The sequence below is a fragment of the Anaerocolumna sp. AGMB13020 genome (assembly GCF_033100115.1).
In the GTDB taxonomy this organism is placed as follows: Bacteria; Bacillota; Clostridia; order Lachnospirales; family Lachnospiraceae; genus Anaerocolumna.
Genome location: NZ_CP136910.1, coordinates 2395649 through 2412581, shown reverse-complemented (window position 1 = coordinate 2412581; position 16933 = coordinate 2395649). Strand labels below are relative to the sequence as shown.

Sequence of the window (16933 nt, the reverse complement as noted above, 5' to 3'; positions counted from 1 at the left end):
CATTGTAACGTTCTGAATGCCCCACTTTGTGGTATTCTGTGTTTCCAATACTAAGAACATTTCTTATCTACATATTATACCACGGTAGCATTACCAATATGACAAGTTTAGAAGTATTAAACGATACAAATAAAAACCCCTTCCCAAAAGGGAAGAGGAAGCATCCTTGCATTCATTCTGGTAATAGGAAAGCTGCCATAACCTATTAATATAATCCTTCAATGTGCTTACTCCGTTAGTGTAACCACTGTCATGGAATGATGAATATGAGGTAAGATTTTCTCTGTTAAATCTCTGGTCTTGATCTTAAGACTGGTAGTATTAATACAGGGATGACAGCCAAAATACTCATCTTTTAATACATCCTCATCAATTAACAGCTGTACCTGGTTCTTTTTATCATTCATCAGACCTAATACACTGACAGAACCTGGAGTAATATCTAAATACTCTTCCATATAGGAAGGGGGGGCAAATGACAATCTGGGACTGTTAATCTGCTTTCCCAATTCGGAAGTACGGAATTTTTTGCTTCCGGGCATCATTAAGAGGTAAAATTTATTTTTTTGTGCATTACAAAGAAATAAATTCTTGCAGATTTCTATATCTAAAAGATGATCAATGTCATTACAGGCTTCAATGGTCGGCGTTACATCATGGTCTAACCGAATAAAAGAAACCTCCAGTTTCTCAAGCAGGTCGTATACTCTCATTTCTTTTTCTAAACGTCCGGCAGGAGCAGGTTTACAAGTATACATAACAGGATCAATGTAAAAGTCGTTCATAATTACCTCGTATTTCTCTTTCGCTACTGCATTGTTTATGCTAGTTAGTATACAGACACAAAAGCTGGCAGTGCTGTAAGGGGTGGCAGGATTATCTTTTGATAGTTTAACACGTTAAAATAGAAATGTAAATGATGTTGTCGGGTGAGCTTGAATTAAAACAGGATACCTGCAAATTAAGTTGTATAAAAATAGTGTTATACTGAGCGAGAACATAGAAAGCTGCACGGATTAAAAAGTAAGTGACTTGAATGGTAAATAAAGTAATCGGGTTGTTACTATTTCATTTAATATGCTATAATGAACTGCGCAGAAGAAATACTAATATAGAAGTTTACATAGAGACAGGTAAAAAAGTCGTACTGCAGTATTACAGAGATTCGTGGAAGGGAGGAAAGATTTTGGGACATATACTTGTTGTAGAAGATGAAGATAGCATCAGGGATTTAATTGGATTGAATCTTACCATGGTAGGGCATACCTGGGTTGGTGCGGCTGATGGGAAGGAAGCTATAGCAGCGCTGAACAGCAACGCCTTTGATTTATGTCTGTTGGATGTTATGCTTCCGGGAGCTGATGGTTTTGCTCTCCTGGGGCAATTTCAAGAGGCCCAGGTTCCGGTAATCTTTCTAACAGCAAAGAGTGCTCTTGCTGACCGGGTAAAAGGATTGAAGCTTGGTGCCGAAGACTATATAATAAAACCTTTCGAAACCTTGGAATTACTGGCGCGGATTGATGTAGTGCTTCGTAGGAACCCGAAAGAAAAAGAGGTATTCAACTGCAAAGACGTTGAAATACGCTTAAGAGAACATCTGGTGCTAAAAGATAACAGGGTAATTGAATTGACTGCCCAGGAGTATGCCTTATTGGAAGCGCTGGTCAGGAACCGGAACCTCGCATTAAGCAGAGAACAACTATTGTCTGCTGCCTGGGGGTATGATTATATTGGAGAGAGCAGGACAGTGGACATGCACATTCAGAGACTTCGTAAGAAGCTCGAATGGGAGGAGGTTATTAAGACCGTCTACAAGCTGGGTTACAGACTGGAGGTTCCCAAAGAATGAAATTATGGCTGAAAATCTTTCTCAGTATTCTTATATTGTCACTATCCAGTTTATTTATCAGTACCTACTTTGTTATAAGGAAGAATCATGAAAGCAATCTAAGCAGGGAACAGGAACGTTCCTTAAATGAATTGGAATTAATCAGGGTTTCCTTAGAGAGCAATGTAGATTTTGCTGTGTCCTCTAAAGAAGCAATTACTGCTCTGATCAGCAGATATGGAGAGTATTACGAGCAGAAGGGAATCGGGTTGCTGCTTTACCAGAAGGAGGGATATCTGTATAACCGGCTTAATAGCCTTGAAGCATCCCAGTATGAAGCTTTATTATCTGTAAAACCGGATAATAAGATGGTTCAAGTGTTAACAGGTAAAGATGGGAGGTACATACTGGTATCCGACCTGTTGTCAGAGAAAAGCAATACAGTATTACTCTACAGCCGTAATATCAATGAAATATATGAGTCCAGAAATCAGAGCATCCGGCTGACATTATACCTGTCAGTGATCCTGTCTTTGCTGCTTGGTATTTTTTCCTATGTCTATACCCGTTTCATAACCAGGCCGTTTAAAAAGCTTCAGGGAAGCGCAGCTGTTATAGCAGAGGGCAATTACAGTATAAGGCTTGAGGAAACAGACAAGGAATTTGCCCCGGTTGCTGCTGCCTTTAACCAGATGATCGAAAATATCGGACAGCATACCAGGGATTTGGAAAACCGTGCAAGAGAGAGGCAGGAGTTCATTGACGACCTATCCCATGAAATGAATACACCCTTAACCTCCATTCAGGGGTATTCTGAATTTTTGCTGACTGCAAATGCAACAGAAGAGCAAAGATATCTTGCCGCTCAAAGTATTCATAAAGACGCCAAGCGGATGCGGGAAATGTATACAAAACTAATGAACCTGACCTTTATCCGAGAGCATGCAGTGGAACCAGAGGAATTCTCAGTAGATGAACTTGTGAACAGTGTCAGGGAGAGCCTTTTTTTATCATTTAAAGAACAGGGAATTCAATTAATTACAGAGAATCAGCTGAAAATGATAAAAGGAGATAAGACCCTTCTGGAAATGCTGCTGACAAATCTGCTCTATAATAGCCAACAAGCTACGGGCAGTGGAGGTATGGTTATACTTAGGGCTTATATGGAGGGTTCTGCACCAATCTTTATGGTAGAAGATAACGGTTGTGGCATACCAAAGGATAAGATTAGTGAGATAATTAAACCTTTTGTCCGTGTAGATAAATCCAGGTCCAGAAAGACCGGCGGTGCCGGACTGGGACTTGCATTGGTTCAACGAATTGTGTCCCTGCATCAGGCAAAGCTGATAATTGAATCGGAGTATGGGAAAGGTACCCGGGTGACTGTACAGTTCCCGGAGTCAGCAGCATCCACTTGACGGATTTGTACTGGGTGCCCGGCGGTTTGTAGGGGAGGGTATCCTAAGCAGCTGCTGGGGAAAGCCAGATATAATTTACAACTCTGTTACAAGTTGGTCAATACTCTGATAAATCCGACGCCTAAAATAAAGGTATAATAAATAATCCCGGGAACCGAAGGAGGAATAAACCTCCATAAGAACCGGGTGCTTTATTAAGGATTGGAGGAAAGAATATGAAGAAAGTAATAGCTGCCACGCTATTTCTGGCAGCTGCCATCAGTATGTCTGCCTGCAACAAGGCTGAAGTAGAAAAGAAACCAGTTATTATTGAGGATTCCGCTCAGTTAAAACTGGAAGATCCATCAGAATTGGCAGAATCGGAAGATAAGACTGCAGCTGTCGTTGAAGACAATAAAAAGACGGAGGAAGGTTCAGGTATAAAGGATACCGGGAAGGAAGACGCAGCGGCAGAGGCGAAAAGTAACGAGGAAGCCGAGGTCAGAGCAGCCGAAGAGAAAGCAGCCATTAAGGCAGAAGAAGAACGTATCAGTAAAATGGCGGAAGCAAGGCGAGCAGAAGGCGTGGAAGCTGGTGGTGACAGAGCTTCAGAAGCCCGGTCAGCAGCCGGGGAAGCTTCTGAAACCGATGAAGCTATGATCATACGCATTGAAGGTACAGAGGAAAGGGTCCAGGGCAAACGTTATAAAAGTAAGCAAGGGTATGAAATAGTATACGATTCTGAGAGATTTAAAAGGGAAAGCCAGGAGAATACAGACAGTTTTCTTGCAGTAAATCCGGATCCCACAATATATCCGTATATCTATGTTAATATCAGCCGGTTAGAGGATACCACTGTTGAGAAATATTCCAAAGAACTCTATAAAAGGTTATCCAAGGAAGGTCATCAGAGTGTAACCATGTCAAATGACACGGAGAAGCAACAGGATTCCAGTAAGGATGCACAAGTTACAGTACAAACAGGATATAATTGGGATTCGGTGATTCGCAAATATCGTGTGATTGGTGAAGCAGGAAAGATCTTTCTCATTGAAACACAATACTATCTGGAAGCAGAAGAAGGTTATGGTGCCAGAATACAAGCAATGATCGATACCTTCTATATTCCGTAATTTCAAATGAATAATCCCCTTTTCCAGGCACGAGCATTTTCAAAGTAGAGGAAAGGGGATTTTTTGTGAGTATTAAAGAAATCAACCAGCTTTATGGTATATTATTTTGCCAAGCTGCGTAAGTAAATCCTGTTTCCGTCTGGATCCAGAAAACTCATATTTCGTGCTCCCCAAGGGCGGGTTTCCGGCTTATCCATTATTTTTGCACCTGTTTCCAGCAGTCTTTGGTATTCCCGATCCACATCTTCAACGGTAAAAGCAATACATATGTTATTGTTGTTATTATTTTTTCTTGAGCCGTCGTTATAGATTGTAAGCATGGTTTCCTCAGAAATAATTGTTTGATGAACTTCATCGCTGCTTCCATTTTGTACTTCCAGCAGAAATTTGTAAAAGTCTGCAAGTCTGACAACATCATTTGTTAATAAACCAACTTCTCCTAAATGCATAACCTATCTCCTTTGTATTAGTATAGTACTGTTTGGGATTCTGAAATAAACTATTGATGCGGCCGTTATAATAACGTCTTAATAGACAGGAATTACTTATATAACATATTGGGAGCAGTATTAAAGTTAAATTCCTTTTAATTACATTTAAATTATAAAGAAAATATAGGAAATAATCAATCATCCTTTGTCTAACTTATCGAGAAAAAAACTTTGCTCATCCTCAAAGGAAGTCTGATGGATTTACGCAGTCGGATAGCTTACATAATAAAACGAATAACTCTTAAAAAGCTGAACAATCGTACAATATATATGAAGTGTTCAGCTTTTAATATGGAGAAGGACTGGCCAGGAAGCTGGGCTGTTTGTCAGTTGCCGCTGAAAACATCTTACTGAAACTATACCTTCTCATAAAGTAACCTAATAATACTATTAAGGTATTAAGGCATCTCAATCTGGAATCAAAATGCATCCTTTCGATTCCAGATTGATAGCTGCTCCTAAATAAAATATCTAAGCCAGGTGGTTGCATTCTGGCTTACAAAAGACTGGCTGATAGCTGGCCTTTTTGCTTACCTAAAAATAATTTATAAACCTAAAAATGAGAAAAAATCAAACTGCATTTCAGTTACAAAAGTAGCTTCTCGATTACAAAGATGGCTTCTCGGTTACAAAAACTGCGTTTCTTTTTCAAGTATTCAGTTGGATTTACAAAGATGGCTTTTCAATTTGCATAGTGGTATCTCGTCTGTGAGTTACTGCTGTGTTACTATAAAGGGCAAAATTAACCATTGCATAATGATATTTATTGTATTACAATAAATATATATTGATAATAGCTAAAATGGAAACGATACTCAATAAATCAAATAGTGAAAATATAAGCCGGGTGTTACCACATTGTACGTCTAAAGGACCCTGGAATTCAACTGTCAGGAGGTTGCTGATGAGAATTAAATTTATTTTACCTGCCTTAACAGAAGCCAAAAGCCCATTCTACCGCCCTATAAAATATTCACTTTTCCCGCCGCTGGGCCTTGCTACTCTTGCAGCATTATGCAGGGAAGAAGATGAGATAACGATAACGGATGAACATATTGAAGAGATAGATTATCATGACCAGCCGGACCTGGTTTGTATCCAAACCTATATAACAAATGCCAGGCATGCTTATGAAATTGGAGACTATTACAGGACTAGAGGTGTTTATGTAGCGATGGGAGGACTTCATGCAACAACGTTGCCGGACGAAGCAAAAGCTCATGCGGATACGGTGCTTAAGGGCTTGGGAGAGAGTTCTTTTCCTATTTTCTTAGAAGACTTAAGAAACCACAGAGCAAAACCCTTCTATGAAATGGGGAAGGTCTCCCTTCATGAGCTCCCTTTGCCGCGTAGAGATCTGCTGAAAAAGGATTGTTATCTGGTCCCCAATTCTATGGTTATTTCCAGAGGATGTCCGAATGGTTGTTCCTTTTGTTATGTTAGTTCCTTTTACGAGAAGGGGAAGTCCTTTTATACCTGCCGTATAGATCGTATACTGAAAGAACTGGATACCCTAAAGGGGCGGCATCTTTATTTTCTGGATGATAATCTGTTTGCTGACGAAAAGCTTTGCAGAGAACTGTTCCGGGAAATGAGGGGAATGAAGAAGGTGTTTCAGGGGGCTGTTACACTAAGCTCCGTATTAAAAGGAGATTTGATAGAAGAGGCATATGAAGCCGGGTTTCGAAGCGCCTTTATTGGTTTTGAGTCCATACGAAAGGAAAATCTTATCCTGGAGAACAAATCTTCCAATCTGAATCAGGATTATCAGAAAGCTATAAAAAGACTGGATAAACTGGGAATCATGATCAATGGAAGCTTTATCTTTGGCATGGAGCATGATACTCTTGATACCTTTAAGGCGACAACTAACTGGGCTATTGAAAGTGGTATTACTACAGCTACTTTTCATTTGCTAACGCCTTACCCTGGAACTTCACTGCACAAGAGGATGAAGGAACAGGGAAGGATAATCAATGAGAATTGGAATGATTATGACACCAGACACCTGGTATTTAACCACCCCAATATGACCAAAGCGGAAGCGGAGGACGGGTATCATAACGCTTACAGAGAATTTTACAGGTTCCGAAATATTCTGGAGGCTGCAAAACAGCATGAAACAAATCACATGAAGAAAAAGCATTTTCTGTATTCCTGCGCCTGGAAGAAGATGGAGCCTGTGTGGAACCTAATCATTAAGCAAAAGCTGTTCCCGCCGGCAAGAAGCATTCTGGTAAGAACTTTAAGATAAATTAACAAGGTTCCGGTCATTTTCTTATTCTTTAAGAGGATGTAAGGAACTTTTTGTATTTATTACTTAGTCAAATTGAAGGCGCCCTAAAGGTTTAAAGCTGCCTACACCCTGATGTTTAAATTCATCTTGAAATCTCTGAGAAAATACTACATAATAAAAGGATGTGCAGAATCGGAGGGAGGACATTAGGGATGAAAGAACGTAACAGAGTTATAAAACACATACAAAAATACTGGCTGTCTTATCTTCTTGGGGTTATTACCCTTTTTGTTGTAGATATAGCCAGTCTGTACATTCCCCAGTTCACCGGGGATATTACAGACGGACTGGAAGCGAAAACTTTGGGAATGGAAGGTCTTTTGGCCGGAATCATTAAAATTCTCTGTGTAGGCTTTATTATGGCGCTTGGAAGGTTTGGCTGGAGATATTTTATCTTTGGTTCCGCCAGAAAAGTAGAATATGATTTGAGAAACGGTATGTTTGCCCATTTGGAGACACTGTCCATGGGTTATTATAATAAGAATAAAACAGGGGATCTGATGGCTCATTTTACCAATGATCTCAATGCAATCAGAATGGCAACGGGACCTGCGGTCATCTGTGCCTTTGATGCAATCATCATGACCATTATGGTTCTGTGTAAGATGATACTGCATGTTGACTTAAAGTTGACCTTACTTGCTTCCATTCCCCTTGTCTTTATTGCCCTTGGTGGTGTAATCTATGGCAGGGCTATTGAGAAAAGGTTTACCGAGAAGCAGGAGGCTTTCTCTGGATTGTCTGATATGGTTCAGGAAAGCATCTCCGGAGTAAGGGTGGTGAAAGCCTTTGTCCAGGAGAGAAAAGAAATCAGGAGCTTTGCGGCAGCCAATAAAGAGAATAAACAGAAGAATCTTGGTGTTGTGAAGCTTCAGGCAATTGAATATCCTTTGCTGGATATAATTATCGGAGTATCCAGCCTTATTACCCTGCTTTACGGCGGTTATCTGGTAATACAGGGAGAGATTACCCTGGGACGCTTTATAGCCTTTAATCAGTATGTAGGCATGCTGGTATGGCCAATGCTGGCAGCCGGTGACAGTATAACCTTTATCTCTCAGGGAATCGCTTCGGCAAAGAGGATTCAGCAGATCTTTAAAGAGAAGCCGGAGGTATTTGACGGGGAGGAAGTTCTGCCCATTCATAAACTTGAAGGTAATATAAGGTTCCAGGACTTGTCCTTTGCTTTTACAGCAGTAACACCTGAGGTCCTTAAGGGGATAAGCATTGAGGTGGAAAAAGGTTCTACCCTTGCTATCCTTGGAAGAACCGGAACGGGGAAATCTACCATTGCGAACCTGCTCCTCCGTTTATATAATGCAGAGCCGGGGATGATTTCCTTAGACGGGTATGATATAAATAAGATTCCCTTGAAAACCCTTCGTGAAAATATTGCCTATGTACCTCAGGATAATTTCCTGTTCTCAGATACCCTTCGTAATAACATAGCTTTCGGGGCATTGGATAACGATTTGAATAAGGTACAGGAAGCAGCGAAAGCTGCCTGTATTCATGATAATATTATTGAGTTTCCCCAGCAGTATGATACGCTGGTAGGAGAAAGAGGAGTAACTGTTTCCGGTGGTCAGAAACAGAGAAGTTCCATAGCGAGAGCCCTGCTGAAAGATGCACCTATCCTTATTCTGGACGATGCTCTTTCTGCAGTAGATACCAATACGGAAGAGGAAATTCTATCGAACTTAAAACGTGACCGTATCGGTAAAACCACCATCATGATTGCACATCGTATATCCACTGTTCAGAATGCAGATAAGATACTGGTACTTGAGAACGGAGAGATGGCTGAGTACGGAAGCCATGAGGAACTGCTTGCTTTAGACGGTATCTATGCAAGAATGTATGAGAAGCAGCAGCTGGAGAAACAGCTGGAGGCGGTATAATGTCGCAATAAGCCTATTTTGTGCTCCTTAGTAGGTAAATTCTGGGGGACAGGTTGACTCATCGGAATATCAGCCTTAAATTTGTGGCTGAATCTCTTTAAGTCACATTTATAAGCGCAAAATACGAGAGCAGGAATGGAGGAGAACATGGAAGAATCATTGGAATACAGCAGCAAAAGCAAAGGCAGTGTCCTTAAGAGACTGCTGATTTATGCAAAACCTTACTGGCATCTGATACTTTTTTCTCTGGTGCTGGTTTTATGTATTACAGGCCTGGAACTATATCGTCCCATACTGGTGGGACAGGTTATCGATGAATTTATAGCCAAAAAGAATTTTGACGGAGTAAAGCATATAGCCTTTATTTATTTCATTGTACTGCTTTTAAGCTTTTTCTGTAATTTTCTTCAGACCTGGATCTTATCCCTTACAGGACAGAATATTATTTATAATATCAGACAGGAAGTATTTGAACATATACAGAAATTGTCCTTAAGATTTTTTGATATTACGCCTGTGGGAAGAATTGTGACCAGGGTTACCAATGACGTGGAAGCCCTGAATGAAATGTATGCAAATATCCTGGTAAAGCTCATAAAGAACATTATTAAGATCATCGGACTGGCAATTGTCATGTTAAGCTTAAATATCAGGCTGTCCCTGTATGCTTTTCTGCTGATACCTCTGATTATCGGACTAACCTCATTGTTTACTTACATATCAAGAAAGACCTACCGTCAGGTAAGAACAAGGTTAACGACGATTAATACCTATCTGTCAGAGCATTTATCCGGAATGAAGGTTATTCAGATATTTGCCAGGGAAAAGGAAAAACAAAGAGAGTTTGAAGCGAAGAGCAAGGATCTGCTGAAGGCTAATTTCAAGGAGATGATGGTATTTGCAATCTTTCGTCCGTCCATTTATTTCCTTTCAGTAATTGCTATGGTCATTATCATTGGTCTGGGAGGTTCCTCCGTAATCAATGAGATGCTTACTATCGGTACCTTATATATATTCATACAGTATATCGGTTCCTTCTTTGAACCGATTCAGGAGCTTTCCGAGCAGATTGGTACATTGCAGTCTGCCATGGCCAGTGCGGAGAAGATCTTCACCATATTGGATGAGGAACCTATGATAGTAAATCCGGAGAAACCTGCAGTTCTGTCAGAAGTAAAGGGGAAAATTGAATTCGAACATGTATGGTTTGCATATGAAGAAGAGAACTGGATACTAAAGGATGTAAGTTTTGTGATTGAACCCGGTCAGAGAGCAGCCTTTGTAGGTGCTACCGGTGCCGGAAAGTCTTCTATCCTGAATCTGATCGGCAGGTATTATGATATACAAAAAGGGCGTATTACCATTGACGGTGTAGATATTAAAGAGATGGATACGGATCAGCTGAGAAGTGCCATCGGGCAGGTACAGCAGGATGTATTCCTGTTTACCGGTGATATCAAGAGTAATATAAGATTGAAAAATGACAATATCAGTGACGAAGAAATTGTAGAAGCTGCCCGGTATGTGGGAGCAGATCATTTCATTGAAGAATTAAACAATACCTATGCAGAGGCAGTAACGGAAAGAGGAAGTACTCTCTCTGCCGGACAGAGGCAGCTTTTATCCTTTGCCAGGACCCTGGCCTTTGATCCCTCTATTCTGGTGATGGATGAAGCCACCGCGAACATTGATACGGAGACAGAGCAGCTGATTCAGGAAGCCCTTGAAAAGCTTATGACCGGCAGGACAACCATTATGGTGGCCCACAGGCTTTCTACTATTCAGCATGCTGACGTTATAATGGTAATGCATAAGGGGAAATTACGGGAAAGCGGAAATCATCAGGAATTGCTGAATCAGAATGGTATCTATAGAAAGCTGTATGAGCTGCAGCTGTAGACGGTGTCAGGTTATCGTTGTCTGCAGGCAGAGTCTATATGGGAAAAAACATGAAAGAGTGCGTGTTACACGCAGATGGGAGCCGAATATGAAGTTTACAGCAGATGAGAAATATGTAAAAGTTATGGGACGAACTTTATGGTATGATAATATCCGTTATTTGAATTATTCCTGCTCTGCCATAGAATTTATTTTTACCGGAACCTGTGCAGAAGCAGTGTTATGGACAGACTCCGGAAATTATGAAGATAAGCTGAAAGCCTGGGTTGCTGTATTCATAGATGACGAAGATATTCCTTCAAAACGTTTTCCTTTGTTACAGGAAGAAGAAACTTATATGCTTTATAAAGGAAGTACAGTGAAAGAGACCAGGATACGTCTGGTAAAGTATTCAGAAGCAGCTTTTGGAAGAGTCGGTATCAAAGAAATTATAACTGATAGCGAGGAGTTGCCAAAGCCTGCAGATACAAGTGAAAGAAGGCTTGAATTCATAGGTGATTCCATTACCTGCGGTTATGGAAACGAGGGAGTCTGGAATACGGATATCTTTCATACAGACCAGGAGAATCCATGGGATGCATATGCAGCACTAACTGCAAGAAACCTGGAGGCAGATTACCATTTAATATCCTGGAGTGGTATTGGAATCATATCCAGCTGGACAGATCAGGAGGAGCCTAATACGGACTGGCTGATGCCGGGGATGTATCCTTACACAGACAAGGCAGCAGATCTTGCATTTAAGAAGCAGGAACCGGAAATTTGGAATTTTAAGAAGTATACTCCTCACTGCATCATAATCAATCTTGGAACCAATGATTCCAGCTATACCAAAGGGGCAGCAAAGAGGATAGAAGACTTTGGAAGAGAATATTACCGATTCGTAAAAGAAGTAAGAAGCTATAATCCCGGTGCCAGAATACTGTGCACCCTTGGAGCTATGGGGCAGGAACTGTATCCTGAAGTAGAGCGTCAGGTAGAGCTTCTGAGAAGAGAAGGGGAGGAAGAAATCTATTCCATGGCCTTTGAGGTACAGAAAGAAGAAGACGGTATCGGCTCCGACTGGCATCCCTCCAAGACTACCCATAAAAAGATGGCGGATAAGCTGACAAAAGAGATCCGTAATATCATGAACTGGTAACAGACAAAGAAATGCGGGATAAAAAGAAGGCCCGGTAGAATAAAGGACCGCCAGACTGTTTTAAACACTGGCGGCCCTTTTCATTTCCTTTTTCGATGTGTGCTTGTGTTTCTAATCTGTTTGTAATATGACAGATAAATAAGAAAGTACGATCCTATCTCCAGGACTTGGAATTTGTTGAGAAATATTATAAAATAATATGGAAAGTTTGTTCTTTCGTGTTTGCTCTTTGAAAAGGAAGCAGGCTTTTTGGTGACCGGGTCATGTTTCATCAAACAAAGGGTGTACATCAAAACGAAGACCAGGGAATGCTATATCGGTTCTGTAACGGAAGGGTATGTATGTATTTAACGGAGAAGAGAAAGGGAGTTCCATGAAAAATTCAAAGCATTTAAGTACTTGTCTAAGCGATGATATTTTTAATAAAATTGCTACACCGGAGAGTGTTGGTATACCCTCTAAAGCGGTGCTGGGATTTATTGATGAGCTTAAAAAGGAAGGCCTTTGCATCCATGGCTTTTCCATGATGAAAAGTGGTAAAGTTTTTACGGAAGGATACTATGCACCTTTTCATGTGGATTTTGAGCATAGAGTATACTCCGTTACAAAAAGTTTTACCTCTCTGGCGATAGGATTATTACAGGAGGAAGGGAAACTCTCCCTTAGCGACCCTATCTGTGATTACTTTCCGGACAAGCTGCCGGAAGGAGAGGTCCATCCCTATCTTGCAATGACTACCATAAGAGATATGCTCCTAATGGCAACACCGCATAGGTATACCACTTTTAAACAGCTGGAAATAGATGATTGGGTAAAGACTTTTTTTGTGGTAGAGCCCAATCGATATCCGGGAAAGTGCTTCTGTTATGATACCTCCTCCTCCCATGTACTGGCGGCCCTGGTAGAACGTCTGAGCGGCAAGGCGATGTTAGATTATCTGAAGGAGAAGCTTCTGATTCCCCTTGGCTGCTCTAAAGGGATTAAGATTCTTAAGGATCCTGTAGGTGTCAGCCAAGGCGGGTCTGGATTACTCTGTACGGTACGGGACCTCACCAAAGTAGCCTATACCTGCATGAATAAGGGAGTGTACCAGGGAGTACAGCTGTTGCCTGCTGATTATCTGAAAGAAGCCACTTCTTTTCAAATCAGCACCTGCCTGCAGCCGGTTATTGAAGAACAGCAGGGCTATGGATATCAGTTCTGGAGATGCAGAAACAACGGTTTTGCTTTATACGGTATAGGCGGACAGCTTGCTATATGCCTTCCAGAGTATGATTTTATGCTGGTAACGGTAGCGGATACCTTATCCGTACCAAATGGAGTGCAGGGTATCTATGAAGCCTTATGGCATCAGATACTGCCTTATTTAAAAGACAGAGAACAGATGCCTTTGACGGAAGATGCCCTTCATAATGATAAGCTGCTTAAGACGCTAAGGACTCTTAAGGTCAGTACGGTGGAAGGCTTAAGCACCTGTGCCATAGTTCCTGACATCAATGGCAGTATTTATGAGCTGGGGGATAATCCCATGCTTCTATCAAGTTGCTGCTTTAAGTTACAGAACGGGGAGAAGGAAGGAAGCTTTCTTTATACGAATCCTACCGGAACCCATCAGCTGGAGTTCGGATTTGGAAGTATGAAACAACAGAAATTTCCGGATACGGAGTATGATTGTATTTCTTCTGCTGCCTGGGTAACGGAGAATACGCTCCAAATTCGTACCAGCATTATAGACGAATGTTTTTCCAGCGTAAATATGAGCTTTACATTTGAGGATAATACTATTACCATCGCAATGAAAAAAGGGATAGAGCCGTTTTTAGCACTGTATGATGGCTTCGCCTCAGGAGGGCGACTGCTATAAAAAAACAACCCCTTGGCTTTCCTGTATAAATCTTTTAATGCTAGCTGTTGATACAGTGTGGTGAAAGCGAGCAGTTTTACATTGCATGTGAAACCGGCACTGTGTATCAAAGCCGGTGCAGGAAGGAAAGCCGGGATGTTCAATCATTTGAACAGAGTGAATTTGTTTAGAGACTGTCATTAAACATTATAAGGTGGTTTAAACGTCTGCACATGCCCAGGCATCAATTTCTACTTTTAAAGAAGGGGAAGCCAATCCTGCGACGTACAATACGGTCATGCAAGGCATATGCTCCTTTAACACTTTAGAAATTGTATCTCGCCGTCTTGTATTATCAGTATCACCTACCAGATAAAACACTAGTTTTACAAGGTCCTTTACCTCCATGTCTGCCGCTTTCAGGTTCTTTATAATATTCTCTAACGCAAGTTCGATCTGCAGGATAGGGTCTTCCGGGATGTTTCCTTTCAGGTCTTTGCCAACCTGCCCGGAAAGCACCAGCCAGCGTGTCTGTCCCGTAACCTCGATCTGATGGGTATAAGCAGCGAGTGGTCCATGAATATTTTCTGGGTTTCTATAGGTTTTCATAATTTAAAGTCCTCCGTCATTCTTTTCTGATGTTAATTAATATTCCCCAATCATAGTAGCATAACTATAGATTAATGGACAAAAATTTGACTTAAGATTACTATATAATACCTGTAATGTAAAGAAAAATTATTTGGAGTGATATCAAATACATAGTAATAAGGAAACTTAACAAGAAAGAATTGAAAAGATATAGGGAAAAAGATATAGTAATAGAGGTAAAAGAGGAAAGACAATGCAAAAACAACGAATACACCCGATTTATATTACAATCGGAAGTATTTATTGCAGGGAACTATAAAAATAAGGATGTAAAACGTACAAAAGAAAGGATTGCCAAACAAATGATTCAATGCAGAAAAGCTATTCCGGAAGAAAATGAAGAGATCATAGACTTTATTAATTATGTATTCAGTCAGAACGAGAGGCCTCATGACTTTAAGAAACTACTCCCCAAACTTTATGGCGACAGCAGAAATAATGCAGGTATTCATTATCTGGTAAAAGAAGAGGATAAAATCAAAGCTTTAATCTGCACCATGCCCATAGAATATAGTATATACGGTAATGGAATCAAAGCCTGCTGTATCGGTATGGTATCAGTCCATCCCTATGCCAGGAACAAAGGTTATATGAAGCAGCTCATGAAGGAAGTAATGACAGATATTAAAAATCAAGGTTACCAATATGTGTTTTTAGGTGGTCAGAGACAACGATATGAATATTTTGGTTTTGAACCCTCAGGATTACAGCTGGAATTTCGTTTGACTTCAGATAATGCACGACATGGTCTCACACATACCGACAGTACCCCTGTTAAGATTGTGCCCCTGACAACGGAAGAACTGCTGGATAAAGCATATTTCTTCTATACAGCACAGCCGGTGTATGCTCATAGAAGCCGGGAGGATTTTTACGATATCTTAAGCACCTGGAAATGTGTTCCCTATGGGATAATTGTTAATTATGAGTTTAGTGGTTATCTGACAATGAACTCTGACGGCTGGATACCAGAATTGCTGCTTGCCGATAAGAAACACTATTCTGCTGTTTTAAAAGCATTATTTGCTTATACAGGAAAAGAGCAGTTTCGTCTATTGGCTGCTCCTTATGATCTTAATAAGATCAATTATCTGCAAGATATTGCGGAGTCCTGTCAAATAACAACTTGTGAAAGCTATAGGATATTTAACTGGAAGCAGGTTCTTCTAGCTTTCTTAGAACTGAAATCCCATCTTATGCATCTTATAGATGGCGTCTTAAGAATAGGAATAGGAGAATGTGTATATGAGTTAAAAGTGAAGGGAAGTGTGCCCTCTGTACATAAGAGTTCAAAAGAAGCTGATTTTTCCATGACAGAACTTACAGCAACCAGACTACTATTATCCCAAGTAGGCAGCTACGGATTAACAGACTATACAGCGGGTCTTGCAGTTGACAAGTTAAACTGTGTCAACAGTTGGTTTCCCCTTCCTTTAACGGCTATACCTGTAGACTGCTGTTAAAATAAAAAAACTAATAAAATGGAATCATTTGACGATTTTTGGGGTTTACAATAACTATAAATATTTATATAATAAAAAAGCTTGGTTGCAGTACAATTCAATAAAAAAGGGACTGCGGAGCGTATAATATTGGGTAAGAAATGGGAGGTGAATCAAATGATTAGGAGAAACATTGCACTGTGCATCATATTTACTCTAATTACCTGTGGTATTTACGGCATCTATTGGTTTATTTGTCTTACAAATGAGACAAATGAAGCAGCTGATGAACCGGATACATCAGGTATTGCCGCATATTTACTTGTACTTATTACTTGCGGAATCTATGGACTTTACTGGGCATACAGAAGAGGTGAGAAACTTGACCTTGCAAAGCAGAAGAGAGGTTTAATTTCTTCCAACAGCGGTGTATTATATCTGTTGTTATATCTCTTCGGTGGTATCATAACATATGCGCTGATTCAGCATGAATTAAATCAATTGGATTAATTAAATGAAAGAAAGATTACACAAAGTTATTTATTATAGCTCCCTTCTTGGTATAATCGGGATGGCATATTATCTTTTTGGAAAATACACAGGCCTTTATATACCCTGTGTATTTCGACTGGTAACAGGCTTTTATTGTCCGGGCTGCGGCTCCACACGTTTGGCAGCAGCTTTGATAGAGGGCCGCTTTACGGCAGCGTTTCGGAGTAATGAAGCATTGTTTCTTATGCTGCCTTTTTTGGTCATAATCTTAATAAAATACCTTATTCGGTATATAAAAGGGATAAAGAGAAGTACCACCAGAACAGAGCAGATTGTCACAGGGATAATGCTGGTGGGAGTGATTGCATTTGGTATTCTGAGAAATATACCGTATTTCTCTTATCTAAGACCATAATGCG

15 protein-coding genes are annotated in these 16933 nt (G+C 40.4%); 11 read left to right on the top strand and 4 right to left on the bottom strand.

Going from position 1 to position 16933, the window contains the following annotated elements; translation table 11 throughout:
* Positions 1 to 227: 227 nt before the first annotated feature.
* Positions 228 to 785 (bottom strand): prolyl-tRNA synthetase associated domain-containing protein, encoded by a 558-nt coding sequence (locus tag R2R35_RS09565; protein WP_317734290.1) that lies wholly within the window; start codon positions 783 to 785, stop codon positions 228 to 230.
* A gap of 401 nt (positions 786 to 1186) precedes the next feature.
* On the opposite strand from R2R35_RS09565, the gene R2R35_RS09560 reads away from it, so the two are divergent.
* From R2R35_RS09560 to R2R35_RS09550, 3 genes are all read left to right on the top strand, one after another.
* Positions 1187 to 1849 carry a response regulator transcription factor gene (locus R2R35_RS09560; RefSeq protein ID WP_317734288.1) on the top strand — a complete coding sequence of 221 codons (663 nt, stop codon included), beginning with the start codon at positions 1187 to 1189 and terminating at the stop codon, positions 1847 to 1849.
* Positions 1846 to 3246, top strand: a complete 1401-nt coding sequence (locus R2R35_RS09555; RefSeq protein WP_317734287.1) for a sensor histidine kinase — start codon at positions 1846 to 1848, stop codon at positions 3244 to 3246. The genes R2R35_RS09560 and R2R35_RS09555 overlap by 4 nt, the downstream gene beginning before the upstream one ends.
* Positions 3247 to 3461: 215 nt before the next feature.
* On the top strand, positions 3462 to 4358 hold the full coding sequence (locus R2R35_RS09550) for a hypothetical protein (protein WP_317734286.1): 897 nt from the start codon (positions 3462 to 3464) through the stop codon (positions 4356 to 4358).
* A 101-nt stretch (positions 4359 to 4459) separates the two neighbouring features.
* On the opposite strand, the gene R2R35_RS09545 is transcribed toward R2R35_RS09550, so the two are convergent.
* Complete coding sequence (locus R2R35_RS09545) at positions 4460 to 4807, bottom strand: VOC family protein (protein WP_317734285.1); 348 nt, start codon at positions 4805 to 4807, stop codon at positions 4460 to 4462.
* The gene (locus R2R35_RS24700) at positions 4773 to 4991 is read right to left on the bottom strand and encodes a hypothetical protein (RefSeq protein WP_442872279.1); all 219 of its coding nucleotides are present in this window, start codon (positions 4989 to 4991) and stop codon (positions 4773 to 4775) included. The genes R2R35_RS09545 and R2R35_RS24700 overlap by 35 nt, the downstream gene beginning before the upstream one ends.
* 762 nt (positions 4992 to 5753) lie before the next feature.
* Between R2R35_RS24700 and R2R35_RS09540 the strand changes: the two genes are divergently transcribed.
* The 5 genes from R2R35_RS09540 to R2R35_RS09520 all read left to right on the top strand — a co-directional run bounded on the left by R2R35_RS09540 (position 5754) and on the right by R2R35_RS09520 (position 13950).
* Positions 5754 to 7103 carry a B12-binding domain-containing radical SAM protein gene (locus R2R35_RS09540; protein WP_317734284.1) on the top strand — a complete coding sequence of 450 codons (1350 nt, stop codon included), beginning with the start codon at positions 5754 to 5756 and terminating at the stop codon, positions 7101 to 7103.
* Between the two features lie 194 nt (positions 7104 to 7297).
* Complete coding sequence (locus tag R2R35_RS09535; RefSeq protein WP_317734283.1) at positions 7298 to 9046, top strand: ABC transporter ATP-binding protein; 1749 nt, start codon at positions 7298 to 7300, stop codon at positions 9044 to 9046.
* Positions 9047 to 9193: 147 nt separating this feature from the next.
* Positions 9194 to 10945 carry an ABC transporter ATP-binding protein gene (locus tag R2R35_RS09530; protein ID WP_317734282.1) on the top strand — a complete coding sequence of 584 codons (1752 nt, stop codon included), beginning with the start codon at positions 9194 to 9196 and terminating at the stop codon, positions 10943 to 10945.
* An 88-nt stretch (positions 10946 to 11033) separates the two neighbouring features.
* Positions 11034 to 12086: an SGNH/GDSL hydrolase family protein gene (locus R2R35_RS09525; RefSeq protein ID WP_317734281.1), complete on the top strand. Its 1053-nt coding sequence runs from the start codon at positions 11034 to 11036 to the stop codon at positions 12084 to 12086.
* Positions 12087 to 12459: 373 nt separating this feature from the next.
* Positions 12460 to 13950 carry a serine hydrolase domain-containing protein gene (locus R2R35_RS09520; protein ID WP_317734279.1) on the top strand — a complete coding sequence of 497 codons (1491 nt, stop codon included), beginning with the start codon at positions 12460 to 12462 and terminating at the stop codon, positions 13948 to 13950.
* Between the two features lie 198 nt (positions 13951 to 14148).
* Here the strand turns inward: R2R35_RS09520 and R2R35_RS09515 are convergent, their stop codons facing one another.
* Complete coding sequence (locus tag R2R35_RS09515; protein WP_317734278.1) at positions 14149 to 14538, bottom strand: RidA family protein; 390 nt, start codon at positions 14536 to 14538, stop codon at positions 14149 to 14151.
* A gap of 182 nt (positions 14539 to 14720) precedes the next feature.
* Here R2R35_RS09515 and R2R35_RS09510 point away from each other — a divergent pair, with 182 nt between their 5' ends.
* The 3 genes from R2R35_RS09510 to R2R35_RS09500 all read left to right on the top strand — a co-directional run bounded on the left by R2R35_RS09510 (position 14721) and on the right by R2R35_RS09500 (position 16929).
* Positions 14721 to 16043, top strand: coding sequence for a GNAT family N-acetyltransferase (locus R2R35_RS09510; protein WP_317734277.1), 1323 nt, complete (start codon positions 14721 to 14723; stop codon positions 16041 to 16043).
* Positions 16044 to 16199: 156 nt separating this feature from the next.
* Positions 16200 to 16532, top strand: coding sequence for a DUF4234 domain-containing protein (locus R2R35_RS09505; protein ID WP_317734276.1), 333 nt, complete (start codon positions 16200 to 16202; stop codon positions 16530 to 16532).
* A gap of 4 nt (positions 16533 to 16536) precedes the next feature.
* Positions 16537 to 16929 (top strand): DUF2752 domain-containing protein, encoded by a 393-nt coding sequence (locus R2R35_RS09500; protein ID WP_317734275.1) that lies wholly within the window; start codon positions 16537 to 16539, stop codon positions 16927 to 16929.
* Positions 16930 to 16933 lie beyond the last annotated feature (4 nt).

Bases quoted from the DNA above. Each gene is read 5' to 3' on its own strand.
- R2R35_RS09565 (WP_317734290.1), bottom strand. From the start codon at position 785: ATGAACGACTTTTACATTGATCCTGTTATGTATACTTGTAAACCTGCT.
- R2R35_RS09555 (WP_317734287.1), top strand. From the start codon at position 1,846: ATGAAATTATGGCTGAAAATCTTTCTCAGTATTCTTATATTGTCACTA.
- R2R35_RS09550 (WP_317734286.1), top strand. From the start codon at position 3,462: ATGAAGAAAGTAATAGCTGCCACGCTATTTCTGGCAGCTGCCATCAGT.
- R2R35_RS09545 (WP_317734285.1), bottom strand. From the start codon at position 4,807: ATGCATTTAGGAGAAGTTGGTTTATTAACAAATGATGTTGTCAGACTT.
- R2R35_RS24700 (WP_442872279.1), bottom strand. From the start codon at position 4,991: ATGATTGATTATTTCCTATATTTTCTTTATAATTTAAATGTAATTAAA.
- R2R35_RS09540 (WP_317734284.1), top strand. From the start codon at position 5,754: ATGAGAATTAAATTTATTTTACCTGCCTTAACAGAAGCCAAAAGCCCA.
- R2R35_RS09535 (WP_317734283.1), top strand. From the start codon at position 7,298: ATGAAAGAACGTAACAGAGTTATAAAACACATACAAAAATACTGGCTG.
- R2R35_RS09530 (WP_317734282.1), top strand. From the start codon at position 9,194: ATGGAAGAATCATTGGAATACAGCAGCAAAAGCAAAGGCAGTGTCCTT.
- R2R35_RS09525 (WP_317734281.1), top strand. From the start codon at position 11,034: ATGAAGTTTACAGCAGATGAGAAATATGTAAAAGTTATGGGACGAACT.
- R2R35_RS09520 (WP_317734279.1), top strand. From the start codon at position 12,460: ATGAAAAATTCAAAGCATTTAAGTACTTGTCTAAGCGATGATATTTTT.
- R2R35_RS09515 (WP_317734278.1), bottom strand. From the start codon at position 14,538: ATGAAAACCTATAGAAACCCAGAAAATATTCATGGACCACTCGCTGCT.
- R2R35_RS09505 (WP_317734276.1), top strand. From the start codon at position 16,200: ATGATTAGGAGAAACATTGCACTGTGCATCATATTTACTCTAATTACC.
- R2R35_RS09500 (WP_317734275.1), top strand. From the start codon at position 16,537: ATGAAAGAAAGATTACACAAAGTTATTTATTATAGCTCCCTTCTTGGT.